Source organism: Pseudobdellovibrionaceae bacterium, from assembly GCA_019637875.1.
Lineage (GTDB): Bacteria > Bdellovibrionota > Bdellovibrionia > Bdellovibrionales > Bdellovibrionaceae > JAHBUW01.
Window position 1 is genome coordinate 67,813 of record JAHBUW010000011.1, and the last position, 19,798, is coordinate 87,610.

Here is a 19,798-nt window from a genome sequence, read left to right on the forward strand (position 1 = left end):
TGCTCGTGGTGGAAGATGAGTCCGAGATCCGTGAACTCATCAGCCTCCTCTTGCTTCGCCAAGGCCATCGCGTACAACAGTGCGCTTCGGCTCTGGAAGGGCTGGATCAACTCCGCAAGAATACTTTCGACCTGATCGTCCTCGACTGGATGCTGCCCAACATGAGCGGCATCGAATTCCTGAAGCAGCTGGATCCGATCGCGGGCCAATCCACCAAAGTTCCCGTCCTCATGGTGACCGCGAAGACCGAACCGGGCGACATCGTCCAGGGGCTCGAGGCGGGGGCCGACGACTACATCACCAAACCTTTTGAACCCAGCGTTTTGACGGCCCGAGTTAAGGCTCTGCTGCGTCGCACGCAAACCTTGAAAGGCCCCGGAGCGCCACGCTCCCAGCTCAAAGTGGGCGAGATCGCGATGAATATGGACACCTACGAGGTCAAATTGAAGGGGGAACCCATCCATTTGACGCCGTCGGAGTTCAAAATCCTGTCGGAAATGATCCTGAATCAAGGCCGGGTGCTGACCCGGGATCAGTTGATCGAGACCGTGCAGGGGGAAGGGATCTCCGTGACCGGGCGTACGATCGATACGCACGTCTTTGGCCTCAGAAAGAAACTGGAGTCGGAAGCCGATTGGATTGAAACCATTCGGGGAGTCGGCTACAGAGTTCGAGCTGAATGAAGAGCGGATTTTTCCCCTGGCGTATATTCTGGAAGTTCTACCTGACGCTCATCGTTCTTTTGAACTTGAGCTTCGTCGCGGCTTTGTTCGCGGCGACGGTGCTTGGCGACTTCAGTTTGGCGGACCCGCGTTTGCCGGCGATCTTCGGTCTTTTTCTGATCGTGACTTTGGGGATTTCCGCGCTCGCCGCCTACCGGGTGGCCGCGCCGCTGAAGCGCGTGATCTTGAAGGCGCTCCGTCTGGCGCATAAAAAGCGCGATCTCAACATCGACGAGTCGGCGAAGGACGAAGATCTTTTCGAATACCAGCCCGGCGAATACTACGAACTCGAACAGGCGCTCGACCAGATCCGCCGCAAGATGAAGAAGCGCCGGATCCAGCTCGCGCACGAGCGCGAAGAGTCGCAGGCGCTCATGAGTTTCCTGGCCGACGCCGTCGTGAGCGTGGATTGCGACGAGCGCGTGAAGTTCTTCAACTCCAGTTTCGCGAAACACTTTCTGAGCTCTGAGCAGATCAAAACGTCGAACGAAGGCGGGCCGGGCCTGAAGCTGATCGACATTTTTCGTGACGACGAAGTCCTGTTCAAGATCCGTCAGGTGAAAAAAGACGGACTGGTGCAGACACTGCAGAAGCGCCTTTCGACCAAGATCGATCCGACGGGCCGCTATTTCTCGATCATCATTACGCCTTTACGCGAGGAAAAAACGCGCGAGATCTACGCTTCGCTCGTGTTGTTCCACGACATCACCGAATACCACCTGGCCGAGCAGATCCGCGTCGAATTCGTCGAGAACGCCTCGCACGAGCTGCGCACGCCGCTCACGAGCATCAAGGGGTTTGTGACCACCGCGCTCGACGACGCGCAGGCGGGACGTTTCGACCTGATGTCGTCGTTCCTGAAAACGATCTCGAAAAACGTCGATCGCCTGAGCGAGCTCGTGAACGATCTTTTGACGATTTCGAGTCTGGAGAGCAGTGGGGTGCTCAACCTGGAAAATATCGAACCGCAAGAGATCACCGAAGAGGTGATGGAGCGGCTTTCGCCCTTGGCCAGCAACAAAGACATCATGATGAAGGCGACGTACAATCGCGGCGCGTTTCGCGGCGATTACCGGTTACTGGATCAGGTGCTCACGAACCTCGTGGGGAACGCGATCAAGTACATTCCCACGGGCGGTCGCATCGAGATCCTGTGGTCGACGGATCCCGGGACCGACATCGTTCGCCTGACCGTGAAGGACAACGGACCGGGCATCGCCGAAGAGCATCTGCATCGTCTGTTCGAGCGATTCTACCGCGTCGATAAAGCGCGCTCACGCGATGTGGGCGGCACGGGGCTGGGCCTCGCCATCGTGAAGCACGTCGTGCAAAGTCACGGCGGGCAAATCTCGGTCCGCTCGGAACTGGGACGCGGCTCCGAGTTCATCGCGCATTTTCCGGATCGGCTTTAGGCTTAATCTTTCGCGTTTTTGACGGCGGAGCGGACGGCTTCGAAGATGCGGTCTTCGTCGCGGCCGCGATCTTCGACGTTCAGGAACCACTCATTTTGCGGGTAGATCACGCAGGCGATGCCTTCTTCGCACTTGCCCATGCAGCCCGCCGAGGACACCCGGACGCTTTTGCCGAATTCGTTTTTGCAACGGTCCTTCAGGCGTTTACGCAGCTCTTCGGCGCCCTTCGATCCGCATTTGTGGGATTTGTCGGGGGAATTTGTGCAAACGAATAGGTGGGCTTTGAAACTCAAGTTGGCACCTCGAAGGACGCAGTGTAAATCGCGGGAATCGTGAATGCAACGAAGCCTAGCCCCGAAATCAGCGCCCTTTTTCAAGAGACCTATGGGGCCTTTTGGGGCGAACGCTGGCCCGCGCTTTGGAACGCGCTGAGCGAAAAAGAGCTGCGCGTCGCCCGTATGAACCGCTTTTCCACCGGGGCTTTGCCGCTGCCGGCGTGGCGCACCGACGCGCCGGGACTCTTCACCCTGGAGCGGCCCGCCGCCGAAATCAGTGCGGCGCGGGGCCCGGAGGGGCTCCTGGCTTACTACATTATGGATCCCGCGAGCGTTTTCGCGGCGCGCGCTCTCGAAGTGGGGCCGGACGACACTGTGCTGGATCTGTGCGCGGCGCCGGGCGGGAAGTCTCTCGTTCTGATTGAGGCGTTGGCCGACGGGACGGGCGAGATTTTGCTCAACGAGCCCTCGATGCCTCGCCGTGAGCGCCTCAAAAAAGTGGTGCAGCAGTATGTCGATCGCGGCGTGCGCGACCGCGTGCGCTTGACCGGAAAAGACGGCGGTAAATTCGCGCTCACGCACAAAGAATCCTTCGAGCGCATCTTGGTGGACGCCCCCTGTTCAGGCGAGGCGCACCTTTTGGAAAACACGGAAGAGCGCGAGCGCTGGACGCCCCAGAAGTCGAAGGGGCTGGCGCAGCGCCAGTACGCGCTGCTGACCGCGGCGCTCGAGGCGCTGAAGCCGGGCGGCACGCTCGTGTATTCGACCTGCACGGTTTCCAAGTGGGAAAACGAAGGTGTGGTGGAAAGGTTTCTCGCGAAAAAAGGCGACCGTATCGAAGGGATCGGTTGCGTGGTTCCCGAAGGCGGCGAACGCGTCGAGATCGCGGGCGGTGGTGAAGGGATTTACTTTTTGCCGGATCGGGCGGGTTTCGGCCCGATCTTCATGTCACGATTTAAGAAGAAAGACTGAGCCGCCGGTGGGTGGCGCGAGTCATGAACTCCGCACGCGCGCTTTGCGGTTGCGGTAGTCTTTGGGGCTGACGGAGCCGTAGGTTTTCTTACGGTAGATCTCGATCAGCTCCTCGTTGAGGTCGCGCTCGACGACGTTCATCAAGAAGTGCGGGATGTTTCCCTGCGCCATCAACTCGGCCATGTATTCGGCGGTGACGTTCAGGATGAAGTCCGACTCGCTTTCTTCGGCGAGATCGGAACGTTCCAGACGGAGCATCATCAATTCAAATAAGCGGTCGTTTTTCATTCAATGATTCCTTCGGAGTTCAAACTCTAAAGGTTAACGGGACTCGTTGATTTTCTTGAGGGAGTCGGCGCCCGGGGGTAAAGTCGAGGCGTGAAATCGCTGAACGAAAATGAGCTGCGCGAACTGGTCCAATGGATGAAACCTTTGGTCGAAAACTCGCGCCTTCAGGACGTTGGGGTGGACGGAGACGGACTTTGGCTTGAGATCTACCGCCAAGGAGTTCGGCGAATTTATTTCGATCTCAAACCGGGCCGCGGTTTCATGGTCCTTTGGTCCGGGGACGCGAAAGCGCCGCGGAAAGGATCTTCCAAACCCCTCGCGCTTTTTTTGAATTCGCATGCGAAAAATTTAGAGCTGCGGGAGCTGCGCATGAAGGAAGGATTCGGCCGGGTCGTCGAACTTTTCTTCACCTCCCAGGACGGCGAAAAGACGACGACCTTGACCGTGGTCCTGATCCCGCAGGCGTTGAACGCGACGGCGGAATCCGGCGGCAAAAAACTGCATTGGGATAAACCGAAACCGCTCGAACCGCAAAACCAAGTCGCGGACTTTCCGGTCCGTTATGACGATTGGGATTTGTACCTGCACGAGTACATGGAGCTGCACCGCGGTCCCCGGACGGTGGATCAACCGGTGGATAAGGTTCCCGTCATCGATCCGCGCTTGAAGACCTGGAAGAAAGACCTCGATAAAAAACGTGGGGTCATCATCAAGTTGGACGAGGCGCTGGCCGCCTTGGATGGCGATGCGTGGCGGGCCTTTGGCGAAGAGCTGAAGTTCGGTCGCGACCTGCCGGAGCATCCCCTTTGGGACGCGAAGCTGAATTTGCACGACAATCGCGAACGCGCGTTCCGCAAGGCGAAAGAGTCGAAGCAGAAGGTCGAAGGCAACCGCGAGCGCCGGGAAGAGCTCTTGATCGAGATCGCGCGTTTGGAAAGTTGGCTCGAAGATCCCGCCCGCGCGCCCGCGCCGCGTGAAGTGGTGAAGGGGCGCGGCACGAAGGCGCTCGAGAAAACCGAAACGAAGGGGCGGACGCTCAATTTGCCCTCGGGGCTGCAGGCGGTTTACGGGCGTTCGGCGAAGGACAATCTGGCGATTCTGCGGCAAGCGCGGGCCTGGGATTTGTGGCTGCATCTGAAGGATGAACCCGGCGCGCACGCGATCATTTTTCGGGAAAAAAACGAAAATGTCGGAATTCACGACATCGAAGAGGTCGCGCAGTGGCTTTACAAAGAGAGTCACGGCAAAAAGACGCGAATGGTCGGTCTGCGTTTCGAGGTCATCGTCGTCGAATGCCGCTTCGTCCGTCCCATCAAGGGCGATCAGCTCGGTCGCGTAAATTATCACTCGCCGACCGTGTACAGCTTCGCATCAAAGGATTGATTTTAGAGCTTTCGTCAGTAGGATCGAGGACTTGAAAACTGAAGTCCGGGACCCAAAAATCGGAGGTCGCCCTTGATCGAAGTGCGCGCGTTGACGAAGAAGTACGGCGAAAATCTCGCCATCAACAATTTGAACTTCAATGTCAATAAAGGGGAAGTCGTCGGCTTTTTGGGGCCGAACGGGGCCGGCAAATCCACGACGATGAAAATCATCACGGGCTTCATGGCGCCGACCTCGGGGGAAGCGCGCGTCTGCGGCTTTGACGTTTTCGAAAGTCCGCTCGAAGTGAAGCGCCGGATCGGTTATTTGCCGGAAACCCCTCCCGTGTACGGCGACATGCGGGTACGCGAATACCTGGACTACGTCGCCGAGCTGAAAGGCGTACCCGCGAATCTGCGCGCGAAAGGCGTCGATGGAGCGTTGGAAAAAACGAATCTCGGCGCGGTCGAAAAACGTTTGATCCAAAACTTGTCGAAGGGCTTCCGTCAACGCGTCGGTATCGCCCAGGCGCTCGTCTCGAATCCCGAGGTGCTGATCCTGGATGAGCCGACCGTCGGTCTGGACCCCAAACAGGTCGCCGAGATTCGCGACCTGATCAAAGAGCTGCGCGGCGAACACACCGTCATCTTGTCGACGCACATCCTGCCGGAAGTGCAGGCGACGTGCGAACGGATCATCATCATCAACCGCGGCCACATCGTCGCGCAAGACTCGCTCGAGAACCTGTCCGCGCTGCAAGCTTCCGGGCGGCGGATCCATTTGAAGCTGCGTAAAGCGCAAGAAACGGCGCCGGGCTTCATCGGGGGGACGCGCGGCGTGCGCGCCGTGAAAGCGGGCGCGACGCCCGTGGAATGGGAGATCGACGCCGAAACGGACGAGCAGATCATCGAGGATCTAGCGCGCGCGGCGATGGATCAAGGTTACGGTTTGCTGGAAATCGGCTCGGTCAAGGTGGGCCTCGAGGACATCTTCATGAAATTGACTTACGGTTCGGGCGAGTCCGCACCCACGGCGGAGGTTTAAATGAGTCCGACGATCACCATCTTCAAAAAAGAGTTCCGCGGTTTTCTGTTCAGCCCCGGATTTTTGTTGGTCTGCGCGTTGGTCATGACGATCGTCTCGTGGATCTACCCCACGCAGCTGAAGGTCTTCGACATGCAGCTGAAGAACGCCATGTTTCAGCAAGGCATGCCGACGCAAGGGCTGAACATCCACTACGCGGTTTTCCTGCGTCTGCTGCAGTACGTGAATCTGATGCTGATTCTGGTCGTGCCCGCGCTGACCATGCGTCTGTTCGCCGAAGAAAAGAAAATGCGGACCTTCGATCTGCTTTTGACCTCGCCGGTCACCAGCGTGCAGATCGTGCTCGGGAAATACCTGGCGGCATTGGGGGCGATCCTCGTGGTGATGGGGTTGGCGTTTCTGTACCCGGCGACGACTTGGATTTTCGCGTCCTTCAGCTGGTTGCCTTTGATCGTGGCGTTCGCCGGCATCTTTTTGGTCGCGGCGGTGTACGCGGCGATGAATCTGTTCTGTTCGTCCCTGACGGAAAGCGCGATCGTCGCCTACGTCATGGCCGTGATCTTCAATCTGTCGATCTGGTTCGTCGGGATCGGGGCCGAGATCGCCGACGGCGCGACGATTCGGGCGGTGCTGGATCACGTCTCGTTGAATTCGCACTTGGCCAGTTTGGTCGAGGGCACGGTGCGGACCAGCAGTTTGGTGTTTTTCGGCAGCGTGATCTTTTTGTTCGGTTTCTTGAGCGAGCGGGTGGTCGAAAGCCACCGGTGGAGGTAAGTCATGAGTCAACTCGGTAAGCTGCTTCTGCTCGGCGCGCTGCTCAGCCTGATCTCGTTCATCGTGTTCTTGGCGCTCTTGCAAGCGTGGGTGCCCTTCCACTGGGTCGCGATCTTCTTCATGGTGACCTTCACCGGCGGCGCGATCTATCTGGACCGCAAGTTCTATTCGGAGTTCTTCTCGATGAAGACGACGAAACAGGGACTCAGCATGGGAACGTTGATTCTGCTCGTGGTCTGCATCCTGAGCGCGGTGAATTTCGTGGGCGCGCGTCGCTACCTGACGCTCGATCTTTCGGCGGCGAAGGTGAATTCGCTTTCCGAGCAGTCGCTGAAGATTCTGGACACCATGAAGGACGACCTGAAGGTCATCTACTTCTACAACACCGGGATGGAAGGCGTCGAAACGAACCGCAAACAGTTCGTCGATCTGATCCGCAAGTATCAAGATCATTCGCCGCGCATTCAGCTGGATTTCGTCGACGTGAACACGCGTCCCGATCTGACTGAAAAGTATCAGATCAAGCAAGGCACGCAGGCCGTGCTGATGGAATACCAGGGGCGGACCAGCTTGATCGAAAAAATCGACGAGCAGGAAATCACCGGCGGTCTGGTGAAGGTTTCGCGCGCGACCGCGAAGAAAATTTTGGTCGTCAGCGGGCACGGCGAGCTGCCGCTCGACAGCGCGCCCGGTGGCGACAGCGCGAGCTTCATGAAAAGCCTGCTCGAGGGCAATCGCTACGATGTCGGCACGTTCACGTTCGCCGAAGCCGGTCAGGTCCCGGCCGACGCCGACGTCGTGATGATCTTGGGGCCGAAACAGCAGTTTTTGGAGAGTGAAGTGCAGGCGCTCGAAGCCTATCTGGAAGGTGGCGGCGGCGTCCTCTTGGCGCTGGAGCCCCATCAAGCGACGGGCCTGGAGCCTTTGCTGAACCGCGTGGGCATCAAAACCGCGAACAATTTCGTGCGCACGACGATCAAACTGCCCATCGGCGAAACGACCGATCCGCGTTTCACGCGCGGGAGCGTCTTTTCGCCGACGAATCCCATCACGCGCCCTTTTGGACAGAACCAGTTCACGGTCTTCCGTTTTCCGCAGTCGATTGAACGTGTGGGAACGAATCCGCCCGAGGGACTGCAGATCGACGATCTGGTGCGCACCGACGCTTCGTCTTTCGCGGTGACCAATTTGCAAGCGACGCAAAAATCGGCGGACGGCCCGTTCACCGTCGCCATGGGCATCAAAGGAAAAATGCCGGGCGCCGCGGACGCGAAAGAGTTCCAGATGGTGGTCATCGGCGATCGCGAGTTCGTCAACGATCAGTCGCTTTACCAGAATTTGAACCGGGACCTGCTTTTGAACGCCGTGGCTTCACTCGCGCGGGAAGAGCACATCATCTCGATTTCGCCGAAAGAAGTGGGCCGCACGGAACTCGTCCTTCTGGACACGAGCTTCGTGCTTTATATCTTCCTGTTCGCCATTCCGTTGCCGCTGGCGCTTTACGCCGGCAGCTTCGTGATGTGGTGGCGCCGTCGGAGCGCATAGGACAGGTTCCAAGGAGTTGCGCATGAAAAAGAACAAAGCCCTCTTCATGTGGTGCGCCGTCGCCGCGGTCGCCGTCGCGGCCGCGATCTTCGACTACCAATGGGACCGGCGCCAAGAAGAACGCAAATCCCAAGCCTCGCGGCTTCTGAAGTTCGAGTCCGCGCAGATCGCGGCGTTCGAGCTGACCGGAGGATCTTATTCGATCAACCGCGAAGGCACGCCGCTGATGACGAACAAGTCGCGTTTCGAAAAGACGCCCGAAGGTTGGTGGATCAAGTCGCCCATCGACGAACGCGCGAATCAAGATGAAGTGCAGGGTTTCGTGGAGGGACTGGTGCATGAGCGCGCGCAGGAAGTGCCTCTGAATGACCCGAATGTCGACTGGTCGCAGTTCGGTCTGCAAGAGCCGGCGGGCGGCGTGCAGGTCTTCGATACGACCGGCGCGAGCGTGACGCTGACCGTGGGCACGCGCAAGAATTTCCAAGGCGATCCCTACCTTCGCCGCAGCGACGAAGCGAAAGTCTTCCTGGGCACGAACTCGTGGCTGACCCGGATCGAAAAGCAGCTGCGTGACTTCCGCGACAAGCGCATCTTGCGTGAGCCTTCGATGAAGCTCCGGAGCGCGAAGTTCACCGAAGGCGGCAAGTCACTGACCTTCGAGCTGAAGGACGCGACGTGGTTTTCGCCGGAGCATCCGGAGTGGAAACTCGATCAGGCGAAGGTGCGCGAGGTTCTCGCGAATCTGGTCGGTCCCGTGATCGCCGAGTTCAAACGCGAGAGCGAGCCCACCGAGGCCGAGCTGGCGTCGGCGGGGCTTGCGCCCGCGGCGCTGAAGATCGAGGCGCGGATCGACGGTCAAGAAGCCCCGTGGACCGCCGACATCAGCCGTCCCGTGAATCAGATTCACCAGGTTCTGATGTCGCATCCCCGGCTGTGGGTCGCGGCCAACGAAGGCGAAGTCGGCAAGTTTTTCGGTTTAGATCCCCGGCAGTACCGCGATCTGAAAAGTCCGCTCGAGTTCGATCAAGGACGGGTGGCCCGGATCGAAGTCAAACGCGGTTCGGATTTCATTCGCGCTGAAAAGAAAGCCGATGCGTGGACGATCGTCGAAAAATCGAAAGCGGACTTGGAAGTGACCTCGGAAAACGTCACCCAGCTGGTCGCGGGCTTGCGCGAGCTGCAAGCGACGGAATTCCTGGCGACCAAGACCAGCACGAGCCCCGATAGCCGCACCGAAATCAAACTTTACAACAACCAAGGCGAGACCGTTTTGGCTTTGAATCTGGGCGGGAGCACGAGGAAATTGGGCGAGCTGGCCCTCTTGACGGCGCAGTCGAACCTGTCTGCGGAAGGCTTCAGCCTCGAGCAGCAGAAAGTGCAAGAGCTCGGCATCAATCCCTTGTTGGCGCGTGAGTTGCGTCCCGCAAAAACCGAAGCCACCCCGACCCCCGCCGCGGCGACGGAAGGTACGCGATGAGCCCTAAAATCAAAATCACTTCCCCGACGCGCGTGGATCTGGCGGGCGGAACTTTGGATTTGTGGCCGCTTTACGCCTTCATCGGCGGGGCGACCACCGTCAACGTCGCGATCAGTTTGTGGACCGAGTGCGAGATGGAACCCTTCGCCGACGGTGTTTCGATTCACTCGGACGATCTTAAGAAATCATGGACCTTCCCCGGACGCGCAACGCTGGTTTCGAGCACGGATCCGGAGTTGGCGTTTTACCGCACGCTGTTTGAAGCGGTGCCGGATTTGGATCACGTCGCCGTCCGCACGCGTTCGCAGTCGCCGGTGGGCGGTGGGATTGGGGGCAGCTCCAGTCTTTTGATTTCTTGTTTGAAGGCGGCCCACGAATTCACCGGGCAAATTCTGCCGGGCACGATCGAGCTGACGATGTGGGCGCACCAGCTGGAGGCGCGGATGCTCCGCACGCCCACCGGAACGCAGGATTACGTCCCGGCGATCACGGGCGGGCTGAACCTGATTCATTTCTCGGATCGCAAAATGACGAACGAGGTTTTGCCGGTCAAGGGCACCCCGCTCGAGACGCACTTTTTGCTGGTGAACACGGGACGGTCGCATCACTCGGGGCTGAACAACTTTGACGTGCTGGCGCGCACCGTGAACCGCGACGAGGTGGTTTTCGGGGCCTTGAAGTCCTTGAAGTCCGTGGCGAACGAGCTGGTCACCGCGATCCGCGGTCGGGACTGGTCGGTGGTGCCGGATCTGTTCCGGCGCGAGCTGGACGCCCGCTTACAACTGACCCCGAAATTTTCAAGTCCCGAAATTGAAAAACTGCACGACCTCAGCCGTCAAGAAGGGGCTTCGGCCCTCAAGATCTGTGGCGCGGGCGGGGGAGGATGTGTGATGATTTGGGTGGAACCTCGGGCTCGCGAAAGGGTCGTCCACGCATGTCAAAACGCCGGCTTCCAAACGCTCAACGCCGCACCGGTGGATCCTCTGTAAAAAGGGATTCGCAGCAGCGCTTCGTGCGTTTTCTGGGGCTGTCGATCTCGGGCGGGAAGTCGGACAAAGCCTGCCTGGCGGTGGTCGACTACTACCCCGAATCGAACCGCCTTTTTCTGAACCGCATTTTCGACCGCATCAAGGCCGAGGAGTTCATCTCGGCCGATCACAAAGTCCACGAATTGATCCAGCAGTTTTCGGAAAACGCGCACTCCCTCGGCATGGATGTGCCGCTGAGCCTTCCGGTCTGCGTGCGCTGCGAACTGCCGTGCCCGGGTTATGAAACCTGCACGGTCCCGCAGATCAAATGGATGCGGGCGATCTATCAAGAGAGCGACAAACCCAAACCGAAGAAGATGTTCACGCCCTACACGCAGCGACCGCTCGATCTGTGGTTGCAAGAGAACATGGACGACGGCATCGACGTGCAGCACGCGCTCGGCGCGAACCTGGCGCCGCTCGTGGCGCGGGCGCATTTTATCCGTCGGCGTTTGGCGTTGGACGTCTTCGAGGCCCATCCGCGGATCGCCGTTTGGCGTTTGGGCCAGCAGCTGAAAGTGAACCGCAGTCAGCTGAAGGTGTACCGCAACTCCGTCGGCGGCGATGAGGCGCGGCGGATCTTTCTGCAGGCGATGAGCGATCAGCTCAAGGTTTTCTTCTATCACCACGATTTGAAGCTCATGACCGAAAACTTCCACGCGTTCGAGAGTTTTCTGTGCGCGTTCACGGGCTATCTGCGCCACGGAAACCAGACCCAAAAACGTCCGGCGAGCTTCCCGAAAAACGAAGTCTGGGTGGAACTTCCCCGCGATTCCGAAAAGTAAGCCCTTTGCCTGGACCTTCGGAGAGGCGGGGCCCGGATGGGACTCGAGGGGCGGAGGGGATCATGTCATGATGGAAGCGATGTCACGTTTCACATTCGCGATCGTTTTCCTCGCGTTGTCTTTGCTTGCGCCGCTGGCGCAGGCGCAATACCGCCACGAGCTTTTGCGGCGACTGGCGGTCTTTCCCATCGGCGGCACCCAGGCCGCGAGTTCCGAAGAGGCGTGGTGGCAGGTCCGCGAAGTGCTCACGAAAGATCAGCGCTTCCTGGTCGCGAGCCGCCGATTCATGATCAATCGCGGGGTCTTCCAGGCGCGCGAGACTTTGAAGCCCGCCGACGCGATCATCTTGGGTAAAATTTTGGATGCCCAGGCGCTCGTGACCTTATTCGTGGTCGATCGCCGCATCTTGATGAACATCTACGACGGCGAAAACGGCTATTTGCTGTGGACCGGCGAGATGGAGTTCCATCCGGCGCTCCCCATCAACGACCAGCTCGTGAAGGCCGGTCAGAAGTTGATGAACGATTTCCTGTTGGATCTTCCCTACCAGGGTTACCAGATCGTCGATTCGCTGAAAGAGAAGGCCGTTTTTGAAGAGAACGGCGAGCGTCGCGCTTGGGTGTCGGTCGGGAATACCAGCCGCGTCGAAGTGGGCGACAGCGTGCAGTGGATCGAAGTCGTCGGCGACCCCAGCCGCGTTTTCTTCAAAGACGGCAGCCAAGTGCAAATCGTCGCGGAAGGTCAGGTCGTCGAGATCAAATCCGACCGGGTCCTCGTGAAAGTCTCGCGTGTCCGGAACCTCGAGGATCTGCGCGAAAATGCGTTGGTGCGGTTACCCAAAGAGGTTCGGCTGCTCAAAGACATCTACATGAACAAGGACCGAAGCGCCGATCTGGCGCCCGAATATCTCGCCTCCGAGATGAGACCCGTCGGGGATGTGGAAAAAAGGCATTCGTCCACCACGACCTCTTTGGCGTTCATCTTCAATCTGGCGGCGATGATTCTTTTGGCTTTCTAGTTTTTAGGGAATAAGTTGGTAGGCGATGGATTGGAAGTCGCGCAGTCAGATCACCGATGACGTGGTTTATTTCCGGTACGTGCCGGAATCGTTGGAAGCCAACGTGCAGGACGTCTTCGTCTGGGATTTGGATAAGACCTACCTGGATACTTCGATCGATTCGGCCCGCGCGCTGCTCATGACCGTGATCGAACGCGCGCTCGCGAAAAAGAACGTCCCCGGGACCAACACGTTGTTGCAGGTGCTCGCGCAGACTTGGACCTCGGCGCATCAGCAAAGCCGTCTGCCGATCTATTTCATCACGGCCTCGCCGCCGCAGCTCGAAGCGCGGATTCTGGAAAAGTTCGAGATCGACGGGATTCGCCCCTTCGGCTGCTTTTACAAGGACAACTTGCGGAACCTGGCGCCCAAGCGTTGGTGGCGTTTGACGAAACAGGTCGGCTACAAGGTGCAGGCGCTGCTGCAGTTGCGCACGCGGCTGCGCGAGGACGTGCGCCAGGTCTTCTGGGGCGACGATTCCGAATCGGATGCGATCATCTACAATTTGTATTCGGATATTTGCTCGCGCCGGATGTCCGCGCAGGAGATCCGGAACGTCCTGCGCGGTTTCTTCGTCACGGGCGAGCAGGTCGATCGTATCTTGATGTTGCAGAGCTCGGTTCCCGAGAACGATCCCGTCGAGCGGATCTACATCAACCTGGCGACCGATACGGATGCCGATTGGTATCTGAAGTTCGGCCGCCGCACGCTGCCGATCGAGAATTACTTCCAGGTCGCGGTGGACTTGTTTCAGGATCAACGTCTGAGCTCGGACGCCGTCTTGAGCGTCGCGCAGGATATGATCTTCAATCACCGCTTCAGCCCGGAAGAACTCGTGCGCAGCTTCGAAGACCTCGTTCGTCGGCAGATTCTGGGGCAGCAGTGCGTGGACCGTTTGCTGCCGATCTTCATCGACAAAGGCATGATGCCGGCGGGGTACCGTCCCCGCATGCAAGTTCCGAAAGAGACGAAGGTTGAGAACGGGCGCGTGTACGAACTGGAAGGCCACTTCGAGCCTTGGGTGCAGGGCCGTATCGACTATCTACACGATTACCGCTGACGCCCTTCTGGTGTACGTAAGCGGATGACGAACTGGGTGTGCGGAGAATCCGGGTTCAAAGTCAGTTCCCCCCCGTGCTGTTGCACGATGCCCTTGGAAATACTTAGTCCCAAACCCGTGCCCTGACCGACCTGTTTCGTGGTGAAGAAGGGCTGCATGATTTTTTCGGCGTTCTTCGCCGAGATGCCGCGGCCGCTGTCGGTCACGGTGACTTCCACCCACTCGGCGTTGCACTGTTTGGCTTCGATGCGCACCCAGCGTTCGGGTAAATCCAACACGGCGTCGCGCGCGTTCGTCAGCAGGTTCAGAATCACCTGACCCAATTGGACGGGCTGGCACTCGACTTCGATTTCGGCGTCGCACTGGACTTGCAGATCGATCCCGCGGTTGCGCATGGCCTCGCTGCACAGAGAGGCCGCTTCCCACACCACCGAGCTGAGGTTTTCGCGTACGAAGGGATCCTGACTGCCGTCGCGCGAAAAGGCGCGCAAACCGCGGATGATCTTGTTGATGCGGACGCAGGTCTTTTCGATTTTGTCGAGCGTCTCGAGGATCACGAGTTTGTCGATTCTGCCGCCCTCGACCTGTTCGCGAAGCTTTTGCGTCCGCATGGAGATAATCGCGAGCGGATTGTTCACTTCATGCGCGATCCCGCCCGCCATTTCGCCGAGCGAGGACATCTTCGTCGAGTAAAGAAGCTTCTGACTTTGCTCGAGGACCAAATGCTCCAAACCTTCTTTGGAGCGTTGGAGTTCGGCCTCTTGTTCGCGCAAAGTGCCGAAGGCCACCCGCAAACGTTCGGTCATGTCGTTGAACGCCTCGGCGAGGAGTCCCATCTCGTCGTCGGTTTCGACGGGGACCTTCAAGTCGAGGTTGTGGGGACCGAGATGGCGTGTCGCCAACGTGAGTTTCAAGAGCGGACGGGTGCCGCGATCGATGATCAGGAACGCGAGTCCGGTCATGAGCAGCGCCGTGAAAACACCCGCGGCCAAGGGCCACGCCATGATTTCGGCCGCCCAGGCGTTGAGCGCGCGATGCTCGTGGACCGCGATCAGATGCCAGCGACCCGAGAGCGGCCGGTGGTAGGCCGAGTAGCTTTCTCCGTCGGCGGTGAATTCGAATTGGGTTTCGCCTTTCTGCGCGTGCTCGAGCGCGATCCGGTCCACATCGGAAAGATCGGCGGAGTGAAAGGGGAGCCCGGGGTGACTGAGGATGCGGTTCGACTCGTCCGTCACGAACAGGTAGCCCTTTCGCCCCAAGGAGACCGCGCCGATTTCATTGAGAAGGGCGTCGGTGAACCGACAGATCGCGATGACGATGCTTTCGGGCTCGACCCGTTGGGCGGTGCAAAGCGCGGGCTTTTCGTAGGCGCGGGAAAGGACCATCTCGTGGGCGATCGATCCTTTCAGGGCGTCCCGGAAGTAGGCGCGATCGGCGTACCGGAACTTCGCCGGGGGGACGAGATCGCTGCGCACGATGTTCGTGCCGTCGGCGTTGATCGCGTGCACGTTGTAAAGGGCGGGCTCGGCGGTCGACATATGGTTGACGATCCGTTGCCATTCCTTCTGGGGATGATCGCGGAGTTCGAGCGCCATGTAGCGAACGAAGGTCGCGTTCAGGCTTTTCGCGTTTTCGATCTTCTGCGCGTAGTCTTCCATTTTGTCGCGAATCTCGGTGTCGAGAAAAGTCGCGACGATGCGGCCCGCGCCCCAGAACGTGAAAACGCCCCAAACCAGAAGGGGTGGTCCACCGAGCAGAACGAGCAGAAAGAAAAGTCGGTTACGCAGTCGCCGCGGGATCTCTCGTGTGGGAGCCGGCGTCGCGGAGGTCATTCCAACGTCAACGGGAAGAAGGTCGAAATCGGAGTTCCCGGGAACGAACGGAACTGCACGCGCGCAAGCACATTGGTCACGCACTTCTTCAGCTCTTCATCCTTCAATGCCACCGAAGAGATTTCGATGAGCCCGACTTTGCCGGTGTTTTCGATGGTGAAGTTCAGGGACAGGTCACCCTTGGCGTCGGGCTGTTTCTGCAAAAGGGTGGTGTAACACTTCATGAAGTTCCCGCGTTGGGCGCGCAGGATACCGACGATTTCGTCTTCCGAAAGTCCACCTTCGGCTTCGGTCGAGTAAGGGTCGGCGCTCGCGGTGGGTTTGGCGACGGGTTCGTTCGCGAGCGCGAGTTTGTGGTAGTCGGCGCCGGGCACGCGGGTGCCGTTTTTCGAAATGAAAAGTTCGCCGGCACGGCCGGGCTCTTCGACGCGGATTTCTCCACGTTGGATGATCAGGGTGTCTTGAACGTCGTCGCTCAATTCATTGCGTTCGGCGAGGACGAGGGAATCGGGGAAAATCCGCACGGTCGCGGTATTGTCGAAAAGGATGAGCGCTTCGCCGGTGTCTTCGGTTTCGATGGACTCACCGGGCATCAGCGCGGTCACGCGATCAATTTTGCGTTTTTTCTCGAAGCCGGGGGCCAAGACCCAAACGTTGCCGGTGACGTGCTCCACTTGGGCGACCCGGAATTGGTTGACGGCTTTTTTCTGCTGGCGGTGTTGGATCCAGAAGGACAGACCGAGGCCGATCAGCCCGAACACGAGGAGCCCCGAAATCAAAAGCTTCGCTTTGGCGGCGTTTTTGCCTTTGGGAATCGGGGCGTTCATCGGAGTTTAGTTTCCGGTTCCTGCCGGCTGAGCGGCGGGCGCACCGGTCGCTTCCGTCGGCATCGTATCGCCACCGGGAGTTGTCGCGGGAACGCCGGTGGGAGCCACGGCCGCCGCGGGAGTGACGGGCATGCCATCCAAAATCGAAGAGCGCGAACGCACCGAGAAAACCGAAAGCGTGATGCAAGTGACGGCGAAGATCGCGGCAATCCAGCGGGTCATCTTCTGCGCGAGAGTCGTCGCGCCGGTCGCGCCGAGAACGGAGTTCGAACCACCGCCGCCGCCGAAGACGCCGACTGAACCGGATTTGGTGTCTTGGATCAGAACCAAAACGATCAAAATCAAAGCGACCAAAATGTGGACGATGGCGATGAAGCTTTCCATGAGACTCCTCTAGTCAATGGGATGCACTGTAGAAGAGGGACTCCGCTTCGGTCAAAACGCGGGGTGCGTCAAACCCTGGGAACCCTGAATTTTTTTGTGAATTCGGCGCGGTCCCCGCAAACTGAAACCGCCGATGAAATCGAAACTGACCCTCTCTCTTCTGCTTGTGATGACGGCATTTCAGCCTCTGCGCTCCTTTGGACAGGGTGAACCCGTGGCGCCGCCGAAGGAATCCGCCCCGAAAAAGGGCACAAAGGCGAAGGGCTCTTCAAAAAACGCCTCTAAAAAGCGCAAAACTCCCGAAGAAATTCACGACGAAAAATACGAAAAGGCCTTGGGTTGGGCTTCGAAAAAAGAAGCCGACCGGCGTCGTCGCCGAGAGGCGCTCGAGGCCGACGCGGGGCCCTCGCGTGAAGAGCTCATTTTGAAAGGCCAAGAGCTGTTTCGGTTTCGCGAGTGGGTGGGGAGCTACCAACCCAAAATGGAAATGGCGCCGCTTTTCCCCTCGGGTGGGGAGGGGGTCGCGCCGGACTACGCGGCCTTGGAGAAGGAATGGGCCGAGGCCTTTCCGCGCTTTCAAAAACTTCAGGCCCGCACGGTGGAGAACATCGGAAGTCCGCGTGGCGAGCTCGAAGATCTCGAGCTCCGCGAGAAGGTGCGTGCGCTCTACCGCGTGAGTCTTCTGCGACTGCGTTTAAGCGGTGCCGAACAAGTGGGCGCGTGGCTGCGGACCGAGGGCGAAACGTGGCTGCGTGCGTGGACCGCGGTGGCTTTCGACGAATCGACCGCCGAAGCGATTCGTTTCGTGAGTGGCGAGCGCCAGGATTTCGCGCGCGAACTGCTGGCGAAACGTCGGTCCGTGATTCAGGCCGGGGGCGCTTTTCCCGACGAAGAGGTCGCGTTCATTCTGCGTTCGATGCAAAGACCTTGGCCCATCGACCGGGTCTTCATGACCGAAGCTCGTAAAACCCTGAAACCCGGGTCGCAAATGGTGGCCAACGGGATCGCCGGGGATCTGCAGCGGCTTCCGGATCGCAGCCTGGCGCAGCTTCGTAAAATCCGCCGGGGAGGGAATCTGCCGGGGCTCGCGGAGTTGGACCGGTTCTACACCGAGGATGACGTGAAGCTGCGTCAGCGCGAAGAAGATCTTTTTCACGAGCTGATTCTGCGTTGTGAGCTGGGGCGTTACCAAAAACAGCACGGCGCGCCCGCGAAAAGCCTCGAGGACCTGGTGAAAGCCGGATTTCTGGACAAAATCCCGACAAACTCCGCGACTGGGAAGCCCTGGGCCATAACGCAGCTCCAGCAGTGACTTTTCCCGGGAAACCGAAGACAAAACCTGATGCCATTTTTGGTTTTTGAGGGCCTTGACGGCTCGGGGAAAAGTTCACTGATGTCGGCGCTCGAAGGCGAGCTGCAGTCCAAAGGACAGCGGACGCTGCGGACGCGTGAACCGGGTGGAACTCCGCTCGGTGATGAGATCCGTGAATTGATTTTGCGAACCCAGGGCGCGGCCCCGACGGCGCGGACGGAGCTCCTGCTTTATGAAGCGAGTCGCGCGCAACATTGCGATCTGGTGATTCGTCCCGCGCTCGAAAGAAATCAATGGGTCCTTTGCGACCGCTTCACGGCGAGCTCCATCGCGTTTCAGGCGGGGGGGCGCGAGATTCCGCTGACCTGGGTGGAGCGCCTGAATGAGTTCGCGACCAGTGGCCTGAAGCCCGACGTCACCGTGCTTTTGGATTTGTCCGTCGAGGAAAGCCGTCGTCGTCGCAATCATCGCAACAACGAGACCGGCTCACAGCAGGATCGCATCGAATCCGAAACCGACGTTTTTCACGAAAAGGTTCGGCACGGCTTTCTGAAGCAAGCCGAGCAAGATCCGAAATCTTGGATCGTGCTCGACGCCGCGAAGTCGCCCGCGCAACTTCTGCAAGAGCTGCTCTCGAAGCTCAAGGGCTTCAAATGGGACGCATTCTAAGTCGCGTCTCGGGACATTCCGAAATCATCCGCACGCTTTTGCAAACGCGTCTTTCGGATCGTGTGCCGTCGACGCTTTTGTTTACCGGCCCCGAAGGGGTTGGTCGGCGCATGGTCGCGCTTGGCTGGGCGCAGGCCCTTCTTTGTCCCGTGGATCCCGATGGCTGCGGCGAATGTGGCAGCTGCCTGCGGGTCGAAAAAAACGAAAGCGAAGGTCTGCGGATCGTCGAGCCGGAAAAAAATCTGATCAAGATCGAGCAGTCGCGCGAGATTTTGGGTTTCCTGAATTTGCAGGCGCTGACGCCTTATCGCGTGATCTTGATCGATGGGGCCGAATCCCTCAACCCCCAGGCGGGAAACGCCCTTTTGAAAGTGCTGGAAGAACCGCCGCCGAAAACGGTTTTCATTTTGATCGCGCCGACCCCGCGCCACGTACTGGCGACGCTGCGTTCGCGCGCGCTCAAGGTCGCGTTCCATGCGCTCAGCGATGAAGAGCTGCGCCGGGCGCAGCCGGCGCCGGACTGGGCGATCCATGCGGCCCAGGGGCGCGTGACCAAGTTAAAGAAGCTGGTGTCGAACGAAAGCCAAGAGGAGCGTTCGCTCGTTCTAGAGACGCTCAAGTGGTGGCTCGAAGACGCGCAGTCGTATTTGCGCCCGGCTTTCCGCGAGCGGGTGAAGGACAAGGACTTCGCGCTGGAACTCGCGCGTTCGTTTCAGGGGTTTTTTCGCGATCTCGAAGGCCGCCGCTGGAACTTGGGGATGCCGAGCCAGTTTCCCGAGGCCGGGGAACTTTTACGCCAATTCCCCGCGGAGGCGGCGCCGGGCCTTTTTGAGATGAGTTTGGGACTGGAAAAAGAACTCAAAGCCCATCGCGACGTCCAGCTGCTGTTCGAGGAATTTTGGATTCGCTCGCATCAGCTCGCGAAGACGGGTAGAATGAACGCATGAGCGACGCGAAGACCGGCGCGGGTGCG

At 59.1% G+C, this 19,798-nt stretch carries 20 protein-coding genes; 15 read left to right on the top strand and 5 right to left on the bottom strand.

Features of this window, described 5'->3' with window-relative positions:
- Positions 1–5: 5 nt before the first annotated feature.
- Complete coding sequence (locus tag KF767_13910; protein MBX3018977.1) at positions 6–683, top strand: response regulator transcription factor; 678 nt, start codon at positions 6–8, stop codon at positions 681–683.
- On the top strand, positions 680–2,134 hold the full coding sequence (locus KF767_13915; GenBank protein ID MBX3018978.1) for a PAS domain-containing sensor histidine kinase: 1,455 nt from the start codon (positions 680–682) through the stop codon (positions 2,132–2,134). The genes KF767_13910 and KF767_13915 overlap by 4 nt, the downstream gene beginning before the upstream one ends.
- A 2-nt stretch (positions 2,135–2,136) precedes the next feature.
- Here KF767_13915 and KF767_13920 read toward each other — a convergent pair whose 3' ends face one another.
- Positions 2,137–2,427 (bottom strand): (2Fe-2S) ferredoxin domain-containing protein, encoded by a 291-nt coding sequence (locus KF767_13920; protein ID MBX3018979.1) that lies wholly within the window; start codon positions 2,425–2,427, stop codon positions 2,137–2,139.
- A gap of 39 nt (positions 2,428–2,466) precedes the next feature.
- On the opposite strand from KF767_13920, the gene KF767_13925 reads away from it, so the two are divergent.
- On the top strand, positions 2,467–3,381 hold the full coding sequence (locus KF767_13925) for an RsmB/NOP family class I SAM-dependent RNA methyltransferase (protein MBX3018980.1): 915 nt from the start codon (positions 2,467–2,469) through the stop codon (positions 3,379–3,381).
- 21 nt (positions 3,382–3,402) lie between these two features.
- On the opposite strand, the gene KF767_13930 is transcribed toward KF767_13925, so the two are convergent.
- The gene (locus KF767_13930) at positions 3,403–3,669 is read right to left on the bottom strand and encodes a hypothetical protein (protein MBX3018981.1); all 267 of its coding nucleotides are present in this window, start codon (positions 3,667–3,669) and stop codon (positions 3,403–3,405) included.
- 90 nt (positions 3,670–3,759) lie between these two features.
- Between KF767_13930 and KF767_13935 the strand changes: the two genes are divergently transcribed.
- From KF767_13935 to KF767_13975, 9 genes are all read left to right on the top strand, one after another.
- Positions 3,760–5,052: a hypothetical protein gene (locus KF767_13935; protein ID MBX3018982.1), complete on the top strand. Its 1,293-nt coding sequence runs from the start codon at positions 3,760–3,762 to the stop codon at positions 5,050–5,052.
- Positions 5,053–5,124: 72 nt separating this feature from the next.
- The gene (locus KF767_13940) at positions 5,125–6,075 is read left to right on the top strand and encodes an ABC transporter ATP-binding protein (GenBank protein ID MBX3018983.1); all 951 of its coding nucleotides are present in this window, start codon (positions 5,125–5,127) and stop codon (positions 6,073–6,075) included.
- Positions 6,076–6,849 (top strand): ABC transporter permease subunit, encoded by a 774-nt coding sequence (locus KF767_13945; protein ID MBX3018984.1) that lies wholly within the window; start codon positions 6,076–6,078, stop codon positions 6,847–6,849. It begins immediately after the preceding gene.
- Between the two features lie 3 nt (positions 6,850–6,852).
- Entirely contained in the window at positions 6,853–8,394 is a 1,542-nt protein-coding gene (locus KF767_13950) for a GldG family protein (GenBank protein ID MBX3018985.1), read from the top strand.
- Between the two features lie 22 nt (positions 8,395–8,416).
- Entirely contained in the window at positions 8,417–9,871 is a 1,455-nt protein-coding gene (locus KF767_13955; protein MBX3018986.1) for a DUF4340 domain-containing protein, read from the top strand.
- Complete coding sequence (locus KF767_13960; protein ID MBX3018987.1) at positions 9,868–10,860, top strand: galactokinase; 993 nt, start codon at positions 9,868–9,870, stop codon at positions 10,858–10,860. Before KF767_13955 ends, KF767_13960 begins: the two co-directional genes overlap by 4 nt.
- 23 nt (positions 10,861–10,883) lie before the next feature.
- The gene (locus tag KF767_13965) at positions 10,884–11,684 is read left to right on the top strand and encodes a DUF429 domain-containing protein (GenBank protein ID MBX3018988.1); all 801 of its coding nucleotides are present in this window, start codon (positions 10,884–10,886) and stop codon (positions 11,682–11,684) included.
- A gap of 79 nt (positions 11,685–11,763) precedes the next feature.
- The gene (locus KF767_13970) at positions 11,764–12,702 is read left to right on the top strand and encodes a hypothetical protein (protein MBX3018989.1); all 939 of its coding nucleotides are present in this window, start codon (positions 11,764–11,766) and stop codon (positions 12,700–12,702) included.
- 25 nt (positions 12,703–12,727) lie between these two features.
- The gene (locus tag KF767_13975; GenBank protein ID MBX3018990.1) at positions 12,728–13,801 is read left to right on the top strand and encodes a hypothetical protein; all 1,074 of its coding nucleotides are present in this window, start codon (positions 12,728–12,730) and stop codon (positions 13,799–13,801) included.
- On the opposite strand, the gene KF767_13980 is transcribed toward KF767_13975, so the two are convergent.
- From KF767_13980 to secG, 3 genes are read right to left on the bottom strand one after another with little or no spacing between them, the layout of a single operon-like run.
- Positions 13,792–15,633, bottom strand: a complete 1,842-nt coding sequence (locus tag KF767_13980) for a sensor histidine kinase (protein ID MBX3018991.1) — start codon at positions 15,631–15,633, stop codon at positions 13,792–13,794. The two genes, KF767_13975 and KF767_13980, sit on opposite strands and share 10 nt — an antisense overlap.
- Positions 15,630–16,460 carry an AgmX/PglI C-terminal domain-containing protein gene (locus KF767_13985; GenBank protein MBX3018992.1) on the bottom strand — a complete coding sequence of 277 codons (831 nt, stop codon included), beginning with the start codon at positions 16,458–16,460 and terminating at the stop codon, positions 15,630–15,632. Before KF767_13985 ends, KF767_13980 begins: the two co-directional genes overlap by 4 nt.
- A 6-nt stretch (positions 16,461–16,466) precedes the next feature.
- Positions 16,467–16,844, bottom strand: coding sequence for a preprotein translocase subunit SecG (gene secG, locus KF767_13990; protein MBX3018993.1), 378 nt, complete (start codon positions 16,842–16,844; stop codon positions 16,467–16,469).
- 133 nt (positions 16,845–16,977) lie between these two features.
- Between secG and KF767_13995 the strand changes: the two genes are divergently transcribed.
- The 3 genes from KF767_13995 to KF767_14005 are packed head-to-tail and all read left to right on the top strand — an operon-like array spanning position 16,978 to position 19,772.
- On the top strand, positions 16,978–18,156 hold the full coding sequence (locus KF767_13995; protein ID MBX3018994.1) for a hypothetical protein: 1,179 nt from the start codon (positions 16,978–16,980) through the stop codon (positions 18,154–18,156).
- 30 nt (positions 18,157–18,186) lie between these two features.
- The gene (tmk, locus tag KF767_14000; GenBank protein ID MBX3018995.1) at positions 18,187–18,825 is read left to right on the top strand and encodes a dTMP kinase; all 639 of its coding nucleotides are present in this window, start codon (positions 18,187–18,189) and stop codon (positions 18,823–18,825) included.
- Entirely contained in the window at positions 18,810–19,772 is a 963-nt protein-coding gene (locus tag KF767_14005) for a DNA polymerase III subunit delta' (GenBank protein MBX3018996.1), read from the top strand. The genes tmk and KF767_14005 overlap by 16 nt, the downstream gene beginning before the upstream one ends.
- Positions 19,773–19,798 lie beyond the last annotated feature (26 nt).